The organism is Pseudomonas sp. S31, from assembly GCF_016648105.1.
Lineage (GTDB): Bacteria > Pseudomonadota > Gammaproteobacteria > Pseudomonadales > Pseudomonadaceae > Aquipseudomonas.
In genome coordinates this window covers 76,040-95,144 of sequence record NZ_JACVVE010000001.1, presented here as the reverse complement: position 1 = coordinate 95,144, position 19,105 = coordinate 76,040, and the positions used below count along the sequence as shown (strand labels likewise).

14 protein-coding genes and 1 pseudogene are annotated in these 19,105 nt (G+C 65.1%); 7 read left to right on the top strand and 8 right to left on the bottom strand.

Going from position 1 to position 19,105, the window contains the following annotated elements:
- Positions 1–3 precede the first annotated feature (3 nt).
- On the bottom strand, positions 4–1,317 hold the full coding sequence (locus IAE37_RS00400; RefSeq protein ID WP_201167149.1) for a hypothetical protein: 1,314 nt from the start codon (positions 1,315–1,317) through the stop codon (positions 4–6).
- A gap of 159 nt (positions 1,318–1,476) precedes the next feature.
- Positions 1,477–2,970, bottom strand: a complete 1,494-nt coding sequence (locus tag IAE37_RS00395; protein ID WP_201167147.1) for an aldehyde dehydrogenase family protein — start codon at positions 2,968–2,970, stop codon at positions 1,477–1,479.
- A 443-nt stretch (positions 2,971–3,413) separates the two neighbouring features.
- Here IAE37_RS00395 and peaA point away from each other — a divergent pair, with 443 nt between their 5' ends.
- The 5 genes from peaA (at position 3,414) to IAE37_RS00370 (ending at position 9,793) form a co-directional block, all read left to right on the top strand.
- Positions 3,414–5,039, top strand: coding sequence for a quinohemoprotein amine dehydrogenase subunit alpha (peaA, locus tag IAE37_RS00390; RefSeq protein WP_201167145.1), 1,626 nt, complete (start codon positions 3,414–3,416; stop codon positions 5,037–5,039).
- Between the two features lie 49 nt (positions 5,040–5,088).
- Complete coding sequence (peaB, locus tag IAE37_RS00385) at positions 5,089–6,519, top strand: quinohemoprotein amine dehydrogenase maturation protein (RefSeq protein WP_201167130.1); 1,431 nt, start codon at positions 5,089–5,091, stop codon at positions 6,517–6,519.
- Between the two features lies 1 nt (position 6,520).
- The gene (qhpC, locus tag IAE37_RS00380) at positions 6,521–6,844 is read left to right on the top strand and encodes a quinohemoprotein amine dehydrogenase subunit gamma (RefSeq protein ID WP_201167128.1); all 324 of its coding nucleotides are present in this window, start codon (positions 6,521–6,523) and stop codon (positions 6,842–6,844) included.
- 32 nt (positions 6,845–6,876) lie between these two features.
- A complete protein-coding gene (gene peaD / locus IAE37_RS00375) occupies positions 6,877–7,998 on the top strand; it encodes a quinohemoprotein amine dehydrogenase subunit beta (RefSeq protein ID WP_201167119.1) in 1,122 nt (373 codons plus the stop codon).
- 118 nt (positions 7,999–8,116) lie between these two features.
- Positions 8,117–9,793: a fatty acid CoA ligase family protein gene (locus IAE37_RS00370; RefSeq protein ID WP_201167116.1), complete on the top strand. Its 1,677-nt coding sequence runs from the start codon at positions 8,117–8,119 to the stop codon at positions 9,791–9,793.
- A 106-nt stretch (positions 9,794–9,899) separates the two neighbouring features.
- Here the strand turns inward: IAE37_RS00370 and mobA are convergent, their stop codons facing one another.
- The 5 genes and pseudogenes from mobA to IAE37_RS00345 all read right to left on the bottom strand — a co-directional run bounded on the left by mobA (position 9,900) and on the right by IAE37_RS00345 (position 15,831).
- Positions 9,900–10,469 (bottom strand): molybdenum cofactor guanylyltransferase MobA, encoded by a 570-nt coding sequence (gene mobA, locus IAE37_RS00365; RefSeq protein WP_201168473.1) that lies wholly within the window; start codon positions 10,467–10,469, stop codon positions 9,900–9,902.
- Positions 10,470–10,751: 282 nt separating this feature from the next.
- A pseudogene (locus IAE37_RS28975) lies at positions 10,752–11,105 on the bottom strand (Fic family protein); the annotation flags it as partial.
- 83 nt (positions 11,106–11,188) lie between these two features.
- Positions 11,189–11,458 carry a hypothetical protein gene (locus tag IAE37_RS00355; RefSeq protein ID WP_201167113.1) on the bottom strand — a complete coding sequence of 90 codons (270 nt, stop codon included), beginning with the start codon at positions 11,456–11,458 and terminating at the stop codon, positions 11,189–11,191.
- A 64-nt stretch (positions 11,459–11,522) separates the two neighbouring features.
- Positions 11,523–14,648 (bottom strand): efflux RND transporter permease subunit, encoded by a 3,126-nt coding sequence (locus IAE37_RS00350; RefSeq protein WP_201167111.1) that lies wholly within the window; start codon positions 14,646–14,648, stop codon positions 11,523–11,525.
- A 10-nt stretch (positions 14,649–14,658) separates the two neighbouring features.
- Entirely contained in the window at positions 14,659–15,831 is a 1,173-nt protein-coding gene (locus IAE37_RS00345; RefSeq protein WP_201167108.1) for an efflux RND transporter periplasmic adaptor subunit, read from the bottom strand.
- A 186-nt stretch (positions 15,832–16,017) separates the two neighbouring features.
- Here IAE37_RS00345 and IAE37_RS00340 point away from each other — a divergent pair, with 186 nt between their 5' ends.
- On the top strand, positions 16,018–16,719 hold the full coding sequence (locus tag IAE37_RS00340; protein ID WP_201167105.1) for a response regulator transcription factor: 702 nt from the start codon (positions 16,018–16,020) through the stop codon (positions 16,717–16,719).
- Between the two features lie 6 nt (positions 16,720–16,725).
- Complete coding sequence (locus IAE37_RS00335) at positions 16,726–18,024, top strand: ATP-binding protein (protein ID WP_201167102.1); 1,299 nt, start codon at positions 16,726–16,728, stop codon at positions 18,022–18,024.
- On the opposite strand, the gene IAE37_RS00330 is transcribed toward IAE37_RS00335, so the two are convergent.
- Positions 18,021–19,097: a GGDEF domain-containing protein gene (locus IAE37_RS00330; protein ID WP_201167099.1), complete on the bottom strand. Its 1,077-nt coding sequence runs from the start codon at positions 19,095–19,097 to the stop codon at positions 18,021–18,023. The two genes, IAE37_RS00335 and IAE37_RS00330, sit on opposite strands and share 4 nt — an antisense overlap.
- Positions 19,098–19,105: the final 8 nt, after the last annotated feature.

The window sequence follows — 19,105 nt, the reverse complement described above, 5'->3', positions numbered from 1 at the left end:
AAATCAGAAAAACGTACCAACCACCAACTGCACGTAGGTGCCCGTATCACGCCCACCCAGCTGGGTCCCGCCATCCGCCGCACTGCGCTCAGGCTTGTAGAAACCCACCAGCGGGCTGATCAGCCAGTGCTCGTTGATCATCCATTCGGCATACAGGTCCAGCTCGCGCCCGCCCAGGTTGCCCTGGTCGGTGTCCAGCGTGTCGAAATCGAAGTACAGCGCACCCAGTGTCAGGTTATCCCGTGGCTTGGCCTTGAACGCCACGTGGTGCACCTGGGTATTGCTGTTGAACGGCCCAGCATAGTTGGCTGCCACCTCGCCCTGGAACCAGGTGCCATAGCCGCGGCTCAGGCCATAGAACAACGGGTCGAAGTCTTTCGAGAAACGGCTGAAGCGGTAGGTGGCGGTGGGCGTCCAGGGCAATTCGGAAAAGGTCCAGTTGCCCTCCAGGTACCAGGCATTCTCGCGCCCGCCGCTGCGGTCCTGGGTCACGTACTCACCGGCCAGCTCCAGGTCCTTGACGCCCAGGCTGCCACGCCCGCGCAGGCTGACCGTGTCCATGCCGTCGCGGTCCTCCAGGCCCAGGAGGCTGGCATAGCGCTGGTCGACATCCAGGCCGTGGATCCAGCTCAAGCCCACGGTGCCGGCATCGCCGACATGTTCGAGGTTGCCCACCGCCAGCGACGTATCGGCCTGGAAGTGGTTGTCCGACTTGAGCCACATCAGGTCGCCACGCCAGCCCTGGGAACCGCCCAGGCGCAGTACGGCAGTGCGGTCGAAGGCCTTGCGCGCGGCCAGGTAATAGGCGCCGCCGCGGTCGAAGTTGGCGCCCAGGTCGGCCTCGCCGACATTGACCGAGTCGCCCTGGATCAGAAAACCATCGCCCAGGGTCACCACCTGGCGGCCGCCGGAGATGTCGACGCCATCTTCGCCCAGCGCCGGGAACAGCGTGCCCGAGCGCCACCCCAGGTAGAGTTCCTCGATGCCCGTGCGACGCTCGTCGCCCAAGGTCAGGCCGGCGGCATCGCCATCGCCCCAGGTGGCCGAGCTGACCAGGTTGAAGGCGCCATAGAGGGTTCCGCTGCCTTGCAGGGCCTGGCTGCCACTGAGGCCGTACTTGATGTAGCCTTCGCGCCAGGCGCTGCTGCCTGGGCTGCGGTTACCGGCGATGTTGTAGCTTTCGTCGCTGTGGAAGGCGCCGAACAGGGCTTCGAGGTCGGCGTTGAGGATGGTGCCGTCGTGGTTGTAGAGTTCGTGGGCGTGGGTGAGGGGGGCTGCGATCAGCAGGGCCAAGGTGCAGGCGAGGGTGTGCCGCATGGGGGGCTCCAAGGGTTTTTGTTGTTATTGTTGTTGTCCGGTCGCCTGTGCCGGCCTCTTCGCGGGTAAACCCGCTCCTACAGGCCCGTGCCACCGCGATGGCGGCGGTGCTCTTGTAGGAGCGGGTTTACCCGCGAAGAGGCCGGTACAGGCGGAAGATCAGAGCTTGATCAACACCGACTTGAGCTCGGTGTAATGCTCGATGGCAGCGGCGCCCATTTCACGACCGACCCCCGACATCTTGTAGCCACCGAACGGCAGCGCCGGATCTAGTGCACTGTGGCAGTTGACCCACACCGAACCCGACTTGATTCGCGGGATCATCCGGTGCACCGCCCCCAGGTCGTTGGACCAGATGCTCGCGCCCAGGCCGTAGGGATTGTCGTTAGCCATGGCGATCACCTCGTCGACATCGTCGAACGGCATCGCCACCAGCACCGGGCCGAAGATTTCCTCTTGCACCAGGCGATGACGCTGGTCGACATCGACGATCACGGTCGGCTTGACGAAGTAACCGGGACCAAAGCCCTCGCCGCCGCAGGCGATGGTGGCACCCAGCTCGCGACCCAGCTCGATGTAGCCGGTGACCCGGTCCTGCTGCTTGGCCGAGATCAACGGCCCCATCTGTACCGCAGGGTCCAGGCCGCTGCCCAGCTTCATGCCGTTGGCGATGTCGGCGATATCGGCGATTACATTGTCGAAGTGCTTGCGGTGCACGTACAGCCGGGAGCCGGCGCAGCACACCTGGCCCTGGTTGAAGAAGATCGCGGTGGCGGCGCCCGCGGCGGCGTCCTGCAGGTTGGCGTCGGGCATGACGATGGTCGGCGACTTGCCGCCCAGTTCGAGGGTTACGCGGGTCATGTTGTCCATGGCCGCCTTGCCGATCAGCTTGCCGACCTCGGTGGAACCGGTGAAGGTCAGCTTGTCGACGCCGGGATGACGGCTCAGCGCGGCGCCAGCGTTGAGGCCGGTGCCGGTGATGACGTTGAATACGCCAGCAGGATAGCCAGCTTCGTCCACCAGTTCGGCGAGCTTGAGCGCGGTCAGCGGGGTTTCGTCGGCGGGCTTGAGCACCACGCTGCAACCGGTGGCCAGGGCCGGGCCGAGTTTCCAGCAGGCCAGCAGCAGCGGGAAGTTCCAGGCGACGATGGCGCCGACCACGCCGATGGCTTCGCGGCGCACGAACCCGTGGAACTGGTCGTTGGGCATCAACGGCATGGACGCTTCGACGGTGCTACCCTCGATCTTGGTGGCCCAGCCGGCCATGTAGCGCAGGAAGTCGATGGCCAGCTGCACATCCATGACCTTGGCCACCACGGCGCTCTTGCCGTTGTTCAGGCACTCCAGCTCGGCCAGCTGCTGCGCGTCGCGCTCCATCAGGTCGGCCAGGCGCCACAGCAGGTTCTGCCGTTCGCGTGGGCGCATGCGGCTCCAGGGTGAATCGTCGAAGGCCTGGCGGGCGGCACGCACGGCGCGGTCAACGTCTTCCTGCTCGGCGGCGGGCACCTCGCCGAGTACCTCACCGGTCGCTGGGTTGCGGAACGCCAGGGTGCGACCGCTGGCAGCGTCCTGCCAGTCGGCGCCAATGCGCATCTTCAGCTTGCGTTCGAGAAAGGCGCGGGTGGCGGGCAGGATGGGCAGGTCGGAAAGCATGGGGCTGTGCCTCTTGTCATTGGATGTGCCCGGGCATGGCGCAATGGTCGTGCCAAGCTGGCCTGATGAGTGCAAGGCATTGAGTGGGTTGGGTTTTGTCATCGTGCAATGGGGTGATTGCAAGGCTGCGCTGTTGCACATTGAGACGGTGTGAGACGGTGATGAAACATCTCGCAGCACACAGGCGCGGCTGTAGGAGCGGGTTTACCCGCGAACACGGGCTAGCCCGTGCCAGGCACCGCGCCGCCTGGTTCGCGGGTGAACCCGCTCCTACAGGACGAGTGTCGCCCTGAGGCCCTGTCTCAAGATGAAACACCCAGTCGCGAAATGGCACGCTCGCACTCACCAGTCAACGCCTGAACGGGCCTGAGAAAAACCAATAAGCGCCTGAAATACAACACTTTTGCAGCACCTGGCACAGTTTCTGTATCACAACGTGTCACATGCACACCTGCTGTACCAAAGCGTGCAAGAACGATAATAACAACCGTGGAGGTCTGACCTTGAAGACGACTCGACTCCGGCGGCATGCGGGCAAACTGGCGCTCATCGCCGCCGCACTGCTGGGCACCCAGGCCATGGCGGCCGAGCAGGGCCCGAGCCTGTTGCAGAACAAGTGCATGGGGTGCCACATCCCCGAAGGCAACGATACCTACAGCCGAATCAGCCACCAGCGCAAGACCCCCGAAGGCTGGCTGATGAGTATCGCCCGCATGCAGGTCATGCACGGCCTGCAGATCAGCGATGACGACCGCCGCACACTGGTCAAGTACCTGGCCGACAAGCAGGGCCTGGCGCCGAGCGAAACCGATGGCGTGCGCTACGCCATGGAACGCCGGCTCAATACCGTGGAGCATTTCGACACCCAACTCAGCGAAACCTGCGGCCGTTGCCACTCCGGTGCCCGCGTGGCCCTGCAGCGCCGTCCGGCGCAGGAATGGGAGCACCTGGTCAACTTCCACCTCGGCCAGTGGCCGTCCCTCGAATACCAGGCCCAGGCGCGTGACCGCGACTGGCTGGAAATCGCCCTCAAGCAGGTGGTGCCCGAACTCGCCAAGCGCTTCCCGCTGGAAAGCCCGGCCTGGGCTGCCTGGGAGAAGGCCAAGCCCAAGGCCAACACGTTGCCGGGGCAGTGGGCCTTCAGCGGCCACATGCTCGCCAAGGGCGACGTGCGCGGGGTGATGAGCGTCAGCGCAGACCAGGGCGATACCTTCAAGGTCGAGGTCAAGGGTACCTACGCCGACGGTACGCCGTTCAACGGCAGTGGCTCGGCGATCCTCTACAACGGCTATGAATGGCGCGGCAACGTCAAGGTCGGCGACAGCAACCTGCGCCAGGTCTTCGCTGCGCTGGATGGCGAGATGAAAGGCCGCATGTTCGAGGCCGAGCACGACGAGCGCGGCCTGGACTTCACCGCGGTTAAGGACGGCAAGGCGCGCCTGCTGGCGGTACAACCGGCGTTCATCAAGGCCGGTGGCGAAAGCGAAATCACCCTGGTCGGCACGGGCCTGTCGGGCAAGCCCGAACTGGGTACCGGCGTCGAGGTGACCGAGGTGCTGGAGCAGACCCCGACCCTGGTGCGGGTCAAGGCACGCGCTGCGGCAGATGCCAAGCCTGGCCAGCGCGAGGTCGCGATCGGTGAGCTCAAGGGCGGCAGCCTGGCGGTGTACGAGAAGGTCGACGAGGTCAAGGTGGTGCCCGCGTTCTCCATCGCCCGCATCGGTGAAAACGGCGCGTCGGTGCCGAAGGTCCAGGGCCGCTTCGAGGCCGAGGCCTGGGGCAAGGACGCCAGCGGCCAGCCGCTGCGCATCGGCTACCTGCCGGCGACCTGGAAGGTCGAGCCGTTCAACGAGCGCGCGGTCGAGGACGAGGACGTCAAGTTCGCCGGCCAGATGCAGGCCGACGGCGTGTTCGTGCCAGGCGGCGCCGGGCCCAATCCTGCGCGCAAGATGATGACCAACAACGCGGGCAACCTGAAGGTCATCGCCACGCTGGCCGACGGCGGCCAGACCGGCGAAGGCCACATGATCGTCACCGTGCAACGCTGGAACAATCCGCCGCTGCCATAAGGGCAGGGCACAACGGGTTTTCCATCGGATCGTTTATCGGGAGGTCGCCATGGGCGCACTACTGAACCTGGTCGAACGCAACCTGCACGAAGTGCAGGTCGATGCCGACCGCATGCTTTTCCACATCCCCAGCAGTTCGCTGTTCACCGCCGACGCGGTGACTGGCGGCATCATCGACACCCTGCGCCAGCAAGGCTGCTCCGCCGAGGAGCTGGTGCAGCGCCTTGGCCAGCGCTTCGCCGGCCAGGACATCCAGGAGACGCTGCGCGAGCTGATCGCCCTGGAGCTGGTCAGCGACGGCTCGCCGCTGACCCCGGAGATCGCCTTGCGCCAGGTCGAGCGCACCGCGCTCAACACCGTGGTGCTCAACGTCAACACCGGCTGCAACCTCAGCTGCACCTACTGCTACAAGGAAGACCTGGACAAACCGTCCGCTGGCAAGAAAATGAGCGCCGCCACCGCCGAGGCCTCGGTGGAGATGTTGCTCAAGGAATCACCCGACGAGCAGCGCTACAGCGTGGTGTTCTTCGGCGGCGAGCCGTTGTCCAACCGGCCGTTGATCGAGCACATGGTGGCCTACTGCGAGCGGCGCTTCGCCGAGGCCGGCAAGCAGGTGGAGTTCATCATGACCACCAATGCCACCCTGCTCACCGAAGAGATCATCGACTGGCTCAATGCCCACCGCTTCGGGCTGTCGATCAGCATCGACGGGCCCAAGACCGTGCACGACCGCAACCGCATCACCGTGGGCGGGCAGGGCACCTATGACGTGGTGCGGCGCAAGGCCGACCTGCTGTTGTCGCGCTACACCAGCCGCCCGGTGGGCGCCCGGGTGACCCTGACCCGGGGCATCACCGATGTCGAGACCATCTGGAACCACCTGTTCAACGAAATGGGCTTCGCCGAGGTCGGTTTCGCCCCGGTCACCTCCGGCGACATGGCCGACTTCAACCTCACGGGCGAAGAGCTGGTAGAGGTCTTCGCCAACATGAAGGCCCTCGGCCGGCGCTACCTGGAAGCGGCGCTGGAACACCGCAACATCGGCTTCTCCAATCTGCACCAGCTGATCACCGACATCCACGAGGGCCACAAGAAGGCCCTGCCGTGCGGGGCCGGGCTGAAGATGCTGGCGGTGGACCATGAGGGCGAACTGAACCTGTGCCACCGTTTCACCGGTTCCAGCCTGCCGACTTTCGGCAACGTGCATCAGGGCGTCAAGCAGGCGCAGTTGAACGACTTCCTGTCCCAGCGCCTCGACCGCAGCAATACCGGCTGCGACAGCTGCCGCATCCGCAACCTGTGCTCCGGCGGTTGCTACCACGAGAGCTACGCCCGTTACGGCGACCCACAGCACCCGACCTACCACTACTGCGAACTGATGCGCGACTGGGTCGACTTCGGCATCGAGGTCTACAGCCGCATCATGGCCGCCAACCCGGCCTTCATCGATCGCTACATCACTCCGCGGAAGGCGCACTGACATGAAGCACTTGAAGCCCCTGAACAACAAGGCGCACATCCTCGAGCAAGCCGCCGCCGAAGACCGTGTCGAGGAAGTGGTGGCCATGAGTGCGGTGGCCGGCTGTACCGCCACCACCGACCCGGGCTGGGAAGTGGACGCCTTTGGCGGCGTCAGCTCGTTGTGCCAGCCGATGGAAGCCGACCTGTACGGCTGCTCCGACCCGTGCTGGTGGCCAGCCCAGGTGCCGGACATGATGAGTACCTACCAGGATTGGAACGCCCAGGCGAGCAACTCCCAGGAAGACTGGCGCAACCTGGGCACTGTGTTCCCGAAAGACAAGTGACCGGCCTGACAAGAATGACAAGGGGAAACCGCATGAATGCTGGACGTTGCGCGCAACTCGCGCTGACCATCGCCGCCACGGCCTGCGCCTGGGCGGCACAGGCCGACGATACCGGGCCTGCCCTCAAGGCCGGCCAGGAATACCTGATCACCACCAACTACCCGAACAACCTGCACGTCATCGACGTGGCCAGCGACACGCTGTACAAGAGCTGCCAGATGCCCGACAGGTTCGGCCCCGGCACCGCGATGATGGCGCCGGACAACCGCACCGCCTACGTGCTCAACAACCACTATGCCGACATCTACGGCATCGACCTGGACACCTGCAAGACCACCTTCCACGCCAACCTGTCCAGCGTACCCGGCGAAGTCGGCAAGTCGATGTACTCGTTCGCCCTGAGCCCCGATGGCAAGGAAGTCTACGCCACGGTCAACCCGACCCAACGCCTCAACGACCACTATGTGGTCAAGCCGCCACGCCTGGAGGTGTACAAGACCGCCGATGGCCTGGACGCCAAGCCGGTGCGCACCTTCCCGATGCCGCGCCAGGTCTACCTGATGCGCGCTGCCGATGACGGCAGCCTGTTCGTCGCCGGGCCCGACCTCTACAAGATGGACGTCAACACCGGCAAGTACAGCGTCGCCTTGCCGCTGCGCAACTGGAACCGCAAGGGCTACAGCGCCCCGGACGTGCTGTATTTCTGGCCGCACCAGAGCCCGCGCCACGAGTTCTCGATGCTCTACACCATCGCCAAGTTCAAGGATGCCAAGCAGGATCCGAACGAAGCTGAACTGCTGTACGGCTACCTGAGCGTCGACCTCAAGACCGGCAAGACCCACACCCAGGAGTTCGCCGACCTCACCGAGCTGTATTTCACCGGCCTGCGCTCGCCGAAGGACCCGAACCAGATGTACGGCGTGCTCAACCGCCTGGCCAAGTACGACATCAAGCAGCGCAAGCTGATCAAGGCGGCCAACCTCGAACACACCTATTATTGTGTGACCTTCGACAAGAAGGGCGACAAGCTGTACCTGGGCGGGACCTTCAACGACCTGGCGGTGTTCGACCCGGTGACCCTGGAAAAAGTGAAGAACATCAAGCTGCCGGGCGGTGACATGTCGACCACCACGCCGCAGGTGTTCGTTCGCTAGATCGGCGTTGCTTCCTTCGCGGGTAAACCCGCTCCTACAGGGAGTGCATCACCTGTAGGAGCGGGTTTACCCGCGAAGAGGCCAGGTCAAACAACACAAGAACAACAAGAGACCCCCCATGCCCCAGCCAAGCCATTCCCAGGGCAGCCAGGACAAACCGCTGCTCGACCAATGCATCGGTGATGCCTTCGACACCACCGTCGCCCGCTACCCCGACCGCGACGCCCTGGTGGTGCGCCACCAGGCCCTGCGCTACACCTGGCGGCAACTGGCCGACGCCGTCGACCAGCATGCTCGCGCCTTGATGGCCCTGGGCGTGCAAGCCGGCGACCGCCTGGGCATCTGGGCACCCAACTGCGCCGAATGGTGCATCACCCAGTTCGCCAGTGCCAAGATCGGCGCGATCCTGGTCAACATCAACCCGGCCTATCGCTCCAGCGAACTGGACTATGCCCTGGGCCAGTCCGGATGCCGCTGGGTGATCTGCGCCGATGCCTTCAAGACCTCCGACTACCACGCCATGCTGCAGGGCCTGGTGCCTGGCCTGGCCAGCACGCAAGCCGGCCAGGCGCTGGCCTGCGAACGCTTCCCAGAACTGCGCGGGGTGGTCAGCCTGGCCATTGCGCCGCCCCCGGGCTTCCTGCCCTGGCACCAGTTGCAGGCCCACGCCGAGGCGGTCAGCGCCCGGACCCTGGCCGAGCGACAGGCCGGCTTGCATTGGAACGACCCGATCAACATCCAGTACACCTCGGGCACCACGGGCTTCCCCAAGGGAGCCACGCTCAGCCACCACAACATCCTCAACAACGGCTACCTGGTCGGTGAGAGCCTGGGCCTCACCGAGCAGGACCGCCTGGTGGTGCCGGTGCCGTTGTATCACTGCTTCGGCATGGTCATGGCCAACCTCGGCTGCATGACCCATGGCAGTACCCTGATCTACCCCGGTGACGCCTTCGATCCATTGGCTACCTTGCGTGCCGTGGCCGAGGAAAGGGCCACCGCGCTGTATGGCGTGCCGACCATGTTCATTGCCGAACTGGACCATCCCCAGCGTGGCGAATTCGACCTGTCGAGCCTGCGCACCGGCATCATGGCCGGCGCTACCTGCCCGATCGAAGTGATGCGCCGAGTCATCGACGAAATGCACATGGCCCAGGTGCAGATCGCCTATGGCATGACCGAAACCAGCCCGGTGTCGTTGCAGACCGGTGCCGACGACGACTTGGAACGCCGGGTGACCAGCGTCGGCCGGACCCAGCCACGGCTGCAGAGCAAAGTGATCGACAGCGACGGCGAGACCGTGCCGCGTGGCGAGGTCGGCGAGTTGTGCACGCGTGGCTACAGCGTGATGCTGGGCTACTGGAACAACCCCAAGGCCACGGCGGAAAGCATCGACGACGATGGCTGGATGCACACCGGTGACCTGGCAGTGATGGACGAGCAGGGTTACGTGAGCATTGTCGGGCGCAGCAAGGACATGATCATTCGTGGCGGCGAGAACATCTACCCGCGCGAGCTGGAGGAGTTCTTCTTCACCCACCCGGCGGTGGCCGACGTGCAGGTGATCGGTGTGCCGTGCGGTAAGTATGGCGAAGAGATCGTCGCCTGGGTGCGTCTGCATCCGGGGCATGTCGCCAGCGAGGACGAGTTGCGCGAGTGGGCCAAGGCGCGGATCGCGCATTTCAAGGTGCCGCGGTATTTCCGCTTCGTCGACGAATTCCCGATGACGGTGACCGGCAAGGTGCAGAAATTCAGGATGCGCGAGATCAGTGTCGAGGAGTTGGCTGGGCGGTGAGGTGCTTCTGCGCCGGCCTCTTCGCGGCGGTTCGCCGCTGCGATAAACCCGCTCCAACAAAGTCCGCGCAGACCCTGTAGGAGCGGGTTTACCCGCGAAGGCGCCATCAGCTACGCAGCAAATCTGGGCTGTTGAAGTTACTTAGCCGCAAGTCACCCTCGGCACACTCCAGCGCTGATACCGCCTCGCGCAACAACGCCTTCTGCAAACTGCGCTCACCCGCCGCCCAGGCCTGCTCGAGCACTGGTAGCACGCGCCGGGGCAACACACTGAACAGCGGTTGCCAATAACCGCTCTGGCGGACCATCGCCACACAGTCGCCGGCCACCGCCAAGCGCAGCAGGTCGTCGATCAGCGCCTGGTCCACCATCGGCGCATCGCAGGCAAGCAATACCACCCAGTCATGCCGTGCCACGGCAAGCCCGGCGATCACGCCAGCCAAGGGGCCGGGGTAGTCGGCCTCGGCATCCCCGACCAACTGGTCGGCATAGGCGGCATACGCCTCCTGGTTGCGGTTGCAGGAAATCACCAGGTCGTCGCAGAGCGGTCGCACCGTGCGCTGGATGTGAGCGATCAACGGCTCGCCACGCCACTCCAGTAGACCTTTGTCGCGCCCGCCCATACGTTGGCCGCGGCCACCGGCGAGGATGAGAATCGAGGGCACGGGTATAGGGATTGCCCGATAGCCCGTATACAGTCTGCGCACGTCAGGATCATCCAGGCTTTCGTACCGGATGTTCTCCTTGTCCAGGCCATCCAGCCCTTTGATCGAGCCGATGACTTCCGGCCACGCCTGTCTGTCTGAAACCTTGAGCAAGAAGGGCTTCAGGTAACGGTCGAGGTGCCCCTGGGCGGGTTGGTTGATCTCTGCGCTTAACGCGGCCAGGTAATCCTGCTTCGATGTACCGGCCCAATCGATGGCAAATCCGGCACGGTGGCAAAGTTCCATGAACACCAACAGGATCGTTCGGCCATTGCCATCCAGAAAAGGATGGGCATCGGCGAGCAAGCCAAGCACCTCCCCAGGCCGTTGTGTGAACCGAGCGTGATCCTGGCCAAGTTGCAAGGCGTGCGAAGCCCAATGCCTTATTTGATCAGGAGGGCAGAATGCAGTGTGGCGTGGATCGGTGTCGGTACCTTTGAAAACCGCGAGCCTGGGGGCCACCTGAGCACGGTCCTTGCCTGCCCAGGGGTAGAAATCAGCGAACAGCAGTTGATGCAGTTCAAGCAGTGTTTCGTAGGTAATGCGCGTTGGCGCGGCGAGTAGAGCAATCGCTTCTTCCAGGCTAGCCTCGAAAGCCAGGTGCTCCATCCTCTTGATTTGTTCGGGGTCTTTCAACTTGAAGGCATTGCGCAGATAACCCGCGGACTCATAGTCATCGAATGGGTCGAAAATCATGCGCCGAGGGTCCGCCCGTTCGCAGTATTCGATTGCTCGAGCAGATAGGCGGCTTCCATTTGAAGAATCTGCTGTTTGGTCAGTACCCCCTTTTTCTTGAGCGACACGAGCATTCTCTCTACGGGGTCGAGGGCAACGGAATCGCCAGACAGTCGGGTAATCGTCGTTGCCAAGTCGCTGAAACGATTCTTGCCGCCAGTGACCGCATGCAGCCTGGCAAGCTCCTGGACTTGGCTTTTGATGCTGGCATCGCACATTTCTTTCATTGCAGATCCTCCATCGATGCCAGCAATCTTAACATACCGACTCGTGCACGCGAGGGCGCCTTCGTTACGCCGTGCGCTCGTGCGCGTGGGTTCCACGGCTCGCTTGACGCCCCCCAGCCAAACGCATCACCACCACGAAGAACACTGGCACGAACACGATCGCCAGGGTCGCGCTGAGCATGCCGCCGATCACGCCGGTACCGATCGCCTGCTGGCTCGCCGAACTGGCGCCGCTGGCGATGGCCAGCGGTACGACGCCGAGGATGAAGGCCAGCGAGGTCATCACGATCGGCCGCAAGCGCAGGCGGGCGGCCTGCAGGGCGGCGTCGGCGGCGTCCACGCCCTGGTCGACCAGGTGCTTGGCGAACTCGATGATCAGGATGGCGTTCTTCGCCGACAGGCCGATCAGGGTGATCAGGCCGACCTTGAAGAACACGTCGTTGGGCATGCCGCGCAGGGTCACCGCCAGCACTGCACCCAGCACCCCGAGCGGTACCACCAGCAGGACGGCGGTAGGGATCGACCAGCTTTCGTACAACGCCGCCAGGCACAGGAACACCACCAGCAGCGACAAGGCCATCAGCAGGGGCGCCTGGCTGCCGGACAAGCGCTCCTGCAACGACAGGCCGGTCCATTCCAGGCCGGTATCGGCTGGCAGTTGCGCCACCAGGCGCTCGATCTCGGCCATGGCCTCGCCGGAGCTGTAGCCCGCCGCCGGTTCACCGGAAATCGACACCGCCGGGTAGCCGTTGTAGCGGGTCAACTGCACCGGGCCGCTGACCCAGCGAGCCTGCACGAAGGCGCCCAACGGCACCATCTTGCCGCTGCTGTTGCGCACATGGATCTTCAGCAGGTCTTCGACCTGGCTGCGCTGGTCGCCCTCGGCCTGCACCACCACCCGCTGCATACGGCCCTGGTTGGGGAAGTCGTTGACGTAGCTGGAGCCTACGGCTACGTCCAGCACCGTACCGATGTCGGCGAACGATACGCCCAGGGCATTGGCCTGGCGGCGGTCGATTTCCAGTTGTACCTGCGGGCTTTCGGCCAGCGAGGCTTCGCGCACGTTGGTCAGGACCTTGCTCTTGCGGGCATTGCCCAGCAGTTCGTCGCGGGCCGCCATCAGCGCCGCGTGCCCCATGCCGCCGCGGTCCTGCAGGCGGAACTCGAACCCGGTCGACTCGCCCAGGCCATCGATGGGGGGCGGCAGCACGGAGTAGGCGATGGCATCCTTGAGTTGGCTGAAGGCCAGGGTCGCGCGGTCGGCGATCGACTGGGCGCTGTCCTTGGCACCGCGCTCGGACCAGTCCTTGAGCGTGGTGAAAGTCAGGGCCGCGTTCTGCCCGCTGCCCGAGAAGCTGAAGCCGAGAATCACCGTGGTATTGCCAACGCCGGGCTCCTCGGCATTGTGCGCCTCGATCTGCGCGGCCACCTGCTCGGTGCGCAGGCGGCTGGCCCCCGGCGGCAGCTGGATGTCGGTCACGGTGTAGCCTTGGTCCTCGGTCGGCAGGAACGCCGTGGGCAGTTGGCTGAAACCGTAGCCGAGCACCGCCAACAGCGCGCCGTACAGCAACAGGTAGCGGCCGCTGCGCTTGAGCGCTTGCGCCACCCAGCGCTGGTAGCCGTCGCTCAAGCCCTCGAAGCGGCGGTTGAACCCGCCGAAAAAGCCTGTGCGCCCATGCAGCTCGCCCTTGGCCACTGGCTTGAGCAGGGTGGCGCACAAGGCCGGGGTCAGGCTCAGGGCGAGGAACGCCGAGAACAGGATGGACACCGCCATCGACACCGAGAACTGCTGGTAGATGACCCCCACCGAGCCCTTCATGAACGCCATGGGCAGGAACACCGCCACCAGCACCAGGGTGATGCCGATGATCGCACCGCTGATCTGGCCCATGGCCTTGCGCGTGGCCTGCTTGGGTGGCAGGCCTTCCTCGGCCATGATCCGCTCGACGTTCTCCACCACCACGATGGCGTCGTCGACCAGGATGCCGATGGCCAGCACCATGCCGAACAGGGTCAGCACGTTGATCGAGAAGCCCAGCGCCAGCATCACGGCGAAGGTGCCCATCAGGGCCACCGGCACCACCAGGGTCGGGATCAGCGTGCAGCGCAGGTTCTGCAGGAACAGGAACATCACCGCGAATACCAGCAACATCGCCTCGAACAGGGTGCTGATGACCTGCTGGATCGACACCTTGACGAACGGCGAGGTGTCGTAGGGAATGTCGTACTTCACCCCTTCGGGGAAATAGCGCGCAAGCTCCTGCAGCTTGGCTCGCACCAGGGTGGCGGTTTCCATGGCGTTGGCACCGGGTGCCAACTGCACGCTGAAGGCGGTCGCCGGCTTGCCGTTCAGGCGCGTGCCGTACTGGTATTCCTGGGCGCCGATCTCGACCCGGGCAACGTCGCCGATGGTCACGCTGGAGCCGTCCGGGTTGGCGCGCAGGACGATGGCAGCGAATTCCTCGGGCGTGCTCAGCTGACCCTTGACCACCACGTTGGCGGTGATTTCCTGGGTGTCGCGGGCTGGCAGGTCGCCGATGCTGCCGGGGGCGACCTGGGCGTTCTGCGCGGCGATGGCCTCGGCCACATCGTTGGGCGTGAGGTTGAAGCCGATCAGCTTGCGCGGGTCGATCCAGATCCGCATGGCCCGCTCGGAACCATACAGCTGGGCCTTGCCGACCCCCTTGAGGCGGCGGATCTCGTTCATCACGTTGCGCGCGAGAATGTCGGACAGCGCGGTTTCGTCGAGGCTGCCGTCATCGGAGGTCAGGGTGCCGAGCAGCAGGAAGCCGGTGGACACTTTTTCCACTTGCAGGCCCTGCTGGGTCACCGGGCGCGGCAGGCGCGACTCGACCACCTTGAGGCGGTTCTGCACGTCGACCTGGGCCAGGTCGGGAAGGGTGCCAGGCTCGAAGGTGGCGGTGATGGTGGCGCTACCCAGGCTGCTCTGCGACTCGAAGTACAACAGATTGTCGGCGCCGTTGAGCTCCTGCTCGATCAGGCTGACCACGCTTTCGTCCATGGTCGCCGCCGAGGCGCCTGGGTACACGGCATAGATCTCCACCTGCGGCGGTGCCACGTTGGGATACTGCGCCACCGGTAGTTGCGGGATGGCCAGGGCGCCGGCCAGGAGGATGAACAAGGCGACCACCCAGGCGAAGATCGGCCGGTCGATGAAGAACTGTGGCATGGTCAGGTCCTCACGGGGCGTTGCGCTGGGCGACGGGCTGCGCGGCCGTCGCCGCATCGACCTGCACCTGGTCACCGGCCTTGACGTGCTGCAGGCCTTCGATCACCACGCGCTCGCCTGCGGCCAGGCCCTCGGTCACCCGCCAGCGGTCACCCTGGGCGCTGCCCAGCACCACCTGACGTTCGCTGACGCGGGCCTGGTCATCGACCACCAGCACCTTCGGCACACCCGCGCTGTCGCGCAGGATCGCCCGTTGCGGCACGCTGATGCCCTTGGGCTGCACTGCCTGCTCGAGGCGCACGCGCACGTAGCTGCCGGGCAGCAGGTCGAGGTCGGGGTTGGGAAACTCGCTGCGCAGGGTGATCTGGTTGGTGCTGGGGTCGACGCTGATGTCGGAGAACAACAGCTTGCCCGGTAGCGGGTAGGCGCTGCCGTCGTCCTGGACCAGGGTCGCCCGGGCCTGGCCGTCGCCCACCTGGTCGAGCTCGCCGGCGCGCAGCGCGCGGCGCAGAGCTGTGAGTTCGCGGGTCGACTGGGTGACGTCGGCGTGGATCGGGTCGAGCTGCTGGATGGTCGCCAGCGGTGTGCTTTCGTTCTGCCCGACCAGAGCCCCCTCGGTGACCTGGGCACGGCCAATGCGCCCGGAGATTGGCGCCGTGACCGTGGCGTAGCCCAGGTTCAGCCGGGCACGTTCGAGCGCCGCCTTGGCTGCAGCCACTTCGGCCTCGGCCTGAAGGAAGGTGGCACGGGCGTTGTCGTACTCCTGGCGGCTGACGGCCTTGTCGTCGACCAGCTGGCGGTAGCGTTGCTCCTGCAGCCGCGCCTGGTAGCGGTTGGCCTCGGCCTTGGCCAGGGTGGCGCGGGCGCTGTCGTGATCGGCCTTGAACGGCGCCGGGTCGATGAGAAACAGCACGTCGCCTTGCTTGACGTCGCTGCCTTCACGGTACACGCGCTTGAGCACCACCCCGGCCACGCGCGCGCGGACCTCGGCGGTACGCGGCGCGAGCAGGCGGCCGCTGAGCTCGGTGCTGATGGCCAGCGGCTGCAACTGCAGGGTTTCGACCCTGACCTGGGGCGTGGGTTGTCGTTCCTCCTCGCCAGCGTCGTCGCAACCGGCGAGGGGCAGGGTGAAGAGCGCCATGAGCGCCAGGTGGCGCAGGCGGGCGGGGCGAATGATAGGCATGCGGATCTTCCGATGATGACCGCAGCTATGCTAAGGCAAGCCTGCCCCGGGTGGCTGTTACCACCTGTAGGATGTGTGTGAAAAAGTGTGAAGAATGGTCCTGTGGCGTCGCAGGGTTCTATATTCTGCGGTGTCTGTGCCCGCCTGATCGCCGGGCGATTTCTCCCCAATGCCAGCCATGCCACCATGCCCAATATCCTCCTGGTCGAAGACGACAGCGCGCTCTGCGAGCTGATCGCCAGCTACCTGCAACGCAATGATTTCCATGTCCGGGTGATCGCCCGTGGCGACCACGTGCTGGACGCGTTCCGCCAGGACAAGCCCGACCTGGTGATTCTCGACCTGATGCTTCCGGGCATGGACGGCCTGCAGGTCTGCCGCCTGCTGCGCCAGGCCTCGCACAGCGTGCCGATTCTGATGCTGACCGCCCGTGACGACAGCCATGACCAGGTGCTGGGCCTGGAGATGGGCGCCGACGACTACGTCACCAAGCCCTGCGAACCGCGAGTATTGCTGGCCCGCGTCCGCACTCTGCTGCGCCGCAGCAGTGTCAACGAGCCGCGCCTGGATAGCGAGCAGATCCTCATCGGCGGGCTGCGCATCGACCTGGCCGAGCGCCTGGTGCGCTGGCGTGGCGAGGAGGTGGAACTGTCCAGCGGCGAGTACAACCTGCTGGTGGTGCTGGCGCGCAATGCCGGCGAGGTGCTCAGCCGCGACCGCATCCTCCAGCAACTGCGCGGCATCGAGTTCAATGGCACCGACCGCTCGGTGGACGTGGCGATCTCCAAGCTGCGGCGCAAGTTCGACGACCATGCCGGCGAAGCGCGCAAGATCAAGACCGTATGGGGCAAGGGCTACCTGTTCAGCCGCGTCGAGTGGGAGTGCTGAGGGGCCATGCTGAAACTTCTGGTGCGCCTGTACCTGGTGATCATCGTCGCCTATGCCGGCGCCATCCTGCTCATTCCCCAGGCCATCGTCGGGCTCTTCCACGAGCGCTACACCGCCTACAACCTGGACCAGGCCAAGGGCGTGCAGGCGCTGATCGTGCGCCAGTTCCAGCAGACCCCGCACGAGCGTTGGCCGGCGGTGGAGCAGGAGCTGGCGCAAACCTTCGCGCCGCTCGAAGTCAAGCTGCTGCGCATCGACCAGGCCGGGCTGAGCGCCCAGGAAAAAGCACGCCTGGAGCAGGGCCTGCACGCTGTGCGCATCGCCGAGTGGGGTTACTACGAAACCGTGCTGGCGCCGCTGGGCGACGGCTGGATGGTGCGCTTGCATGCGCCCCCCGACCCGCTGGACATCAACCTGTTGTCGTGGGGGGTGACCGTGCTGATCGGCGCTGCCATGCTCGGTTGCCTGCTGCTTTGGCTGTGGCCACACTGGCGCGACCTGGAGCGGCTGAAAGAGACCGCGCGGCGCCTGGGCCAGGGGCAGATGGCCGAGCGCACGCAGATTTCCCCGCATTCCAACATCGGCGAGTTGGCCGGCGTGTTCGACACCATGGCTGGCGACCTGGAGCGCCACGTCAACCAGCAGCGCGAGCTGCTCGACGCGGTCTCCCACGAGCTGCGCACGCCACTCACGCGCCTGGATTTCGGCTTGGTGCTACTGTTCGACGAAGTGCCGCCGTCCAGCCGCAAGCGCCTGCTGGAGCTGGTCGGCCATGTGCGCGAGCTGGACGAACTGGTCCTGGAGCTGTTGTCTTACAGCCGCCTGTACAACGCCGACCAGGCCCGTGAGCGGGTCGAGGTGTCGCTGCTCGAGCTGGTCGACAGCGTGCTCGGCGGCTTCGCCGAGGAGCTCGACAGCCGTAGCATTCATTGGGAAGTGCGCGCTGAAAGCGAGCTGCCGCGCTTCGTGCTCGACCCCAGGCTGACCGCCCGTGCGGTGCAGAACCTGGTGCGTAACGCCATGCGCTACTGCGACCAGAGCCTGCTGCTGCGCCTGAGCCTGGACCCGGACGGCGCCTGCCTGCTGACGGTGGAGGACGATGGCATCGGCATTCCGGCCCAGGAGCGCGAACGTATCTTCCAGCCGTTCTACCGCCTGGACCGCAGCCGTGATAGAAGCACCGGTGGTTTTGGCCTGGGCCTGGCGATCAGCCGTCGTGCCATCGAGGGGCAGGGCGGCGCGCTGACGGTGGCCCAGTCGGCGCTCGGTGGCGCGCGGTTCACGATCCGCTTGCCGGCAGCCTAGGGCGCCACCCACAACACGAAGCGGTCCTTGCCACTGTGCTTGGCGCTGTAGAGCGCCTGGTCCGCGCGCGTCAACGCCGCGCTGAGGCTGTCGCCCTGGATCACCCTGGCCAGGCCGATGCTGATGGTCACCGGGGGTTCGCCGAGGTCTTCGCGTACCCGCTTGCACAGGGCTTGCACTTCACGTTCTGCGGCAGATTCGGCCATGCCCTCGAAGAAGATGGCGAACTCCTCGCCGCCCAGGCGGGCAAATTCGTGGTGTTCCATCGCCGCCTTGATATGCATGGCCACGCGCTTGAGCACGACATCGCCGACATCGTGGCCGAAACGGTCGTTGACCTGCTTGAAGTTGTCGATATCGATCATCGCCAGGTATTGCCCCGGATCGAAGCTGCGCATCTGCCGTTCGGCCTTGGCCATGAAGGCGCGGCGGTTGGGGATCTCGGTGAGCGCGTCGATGTAGGCCTGGTCGAGCAGCACCTTGGACAGGTAGAAGTTGTGCAGCTTGGCCCGGCGCATCTGCAAGTAGCTGTAGATCACCAGGCCGCTGAGGAACACCGCGTAGGCCAGCAGCATCGTGCCTTCGAGGTCATCGATGTCGATCCGCGTGTGGTAGAACGGGTTGAGCAGCGACCAGCTGATCGCCAGTGCGCTGAAGAACGACCAGCGCCGCACCGGCAGTACCGACACCGCATAGAGTACGATCGATACCCCCAGTACCAGCCACACCGGGCGCAGCTGGATCGGGATGCCCTCGATGACCAGGCGCATGCCCAAGGTGATGACGGCCACGAACAGCAGGTTGAGCACGTCGAAGTGATGGCTGCGGCGGGTGAAGCGCAGCACGACGGTGAGGCAGCCGAGCAAGCTCAGGAACAGCCACGAGCGCCAGGTGAATTCCTGACCGCCGAGGAAGCTGACGATCAGGTCGAACACCAGCCAGATCCCGATGCTGACGCAGAAGATCAGCAGGCAGAACGGGCGCAACGCCTCGAACTCATGCTGGCGGAATTCCGCGCGCAGGGCTGCCGGGGCGACCTGCCTGCGCACATGGGCTTCGATGGTCTTGAACATGGGGAACT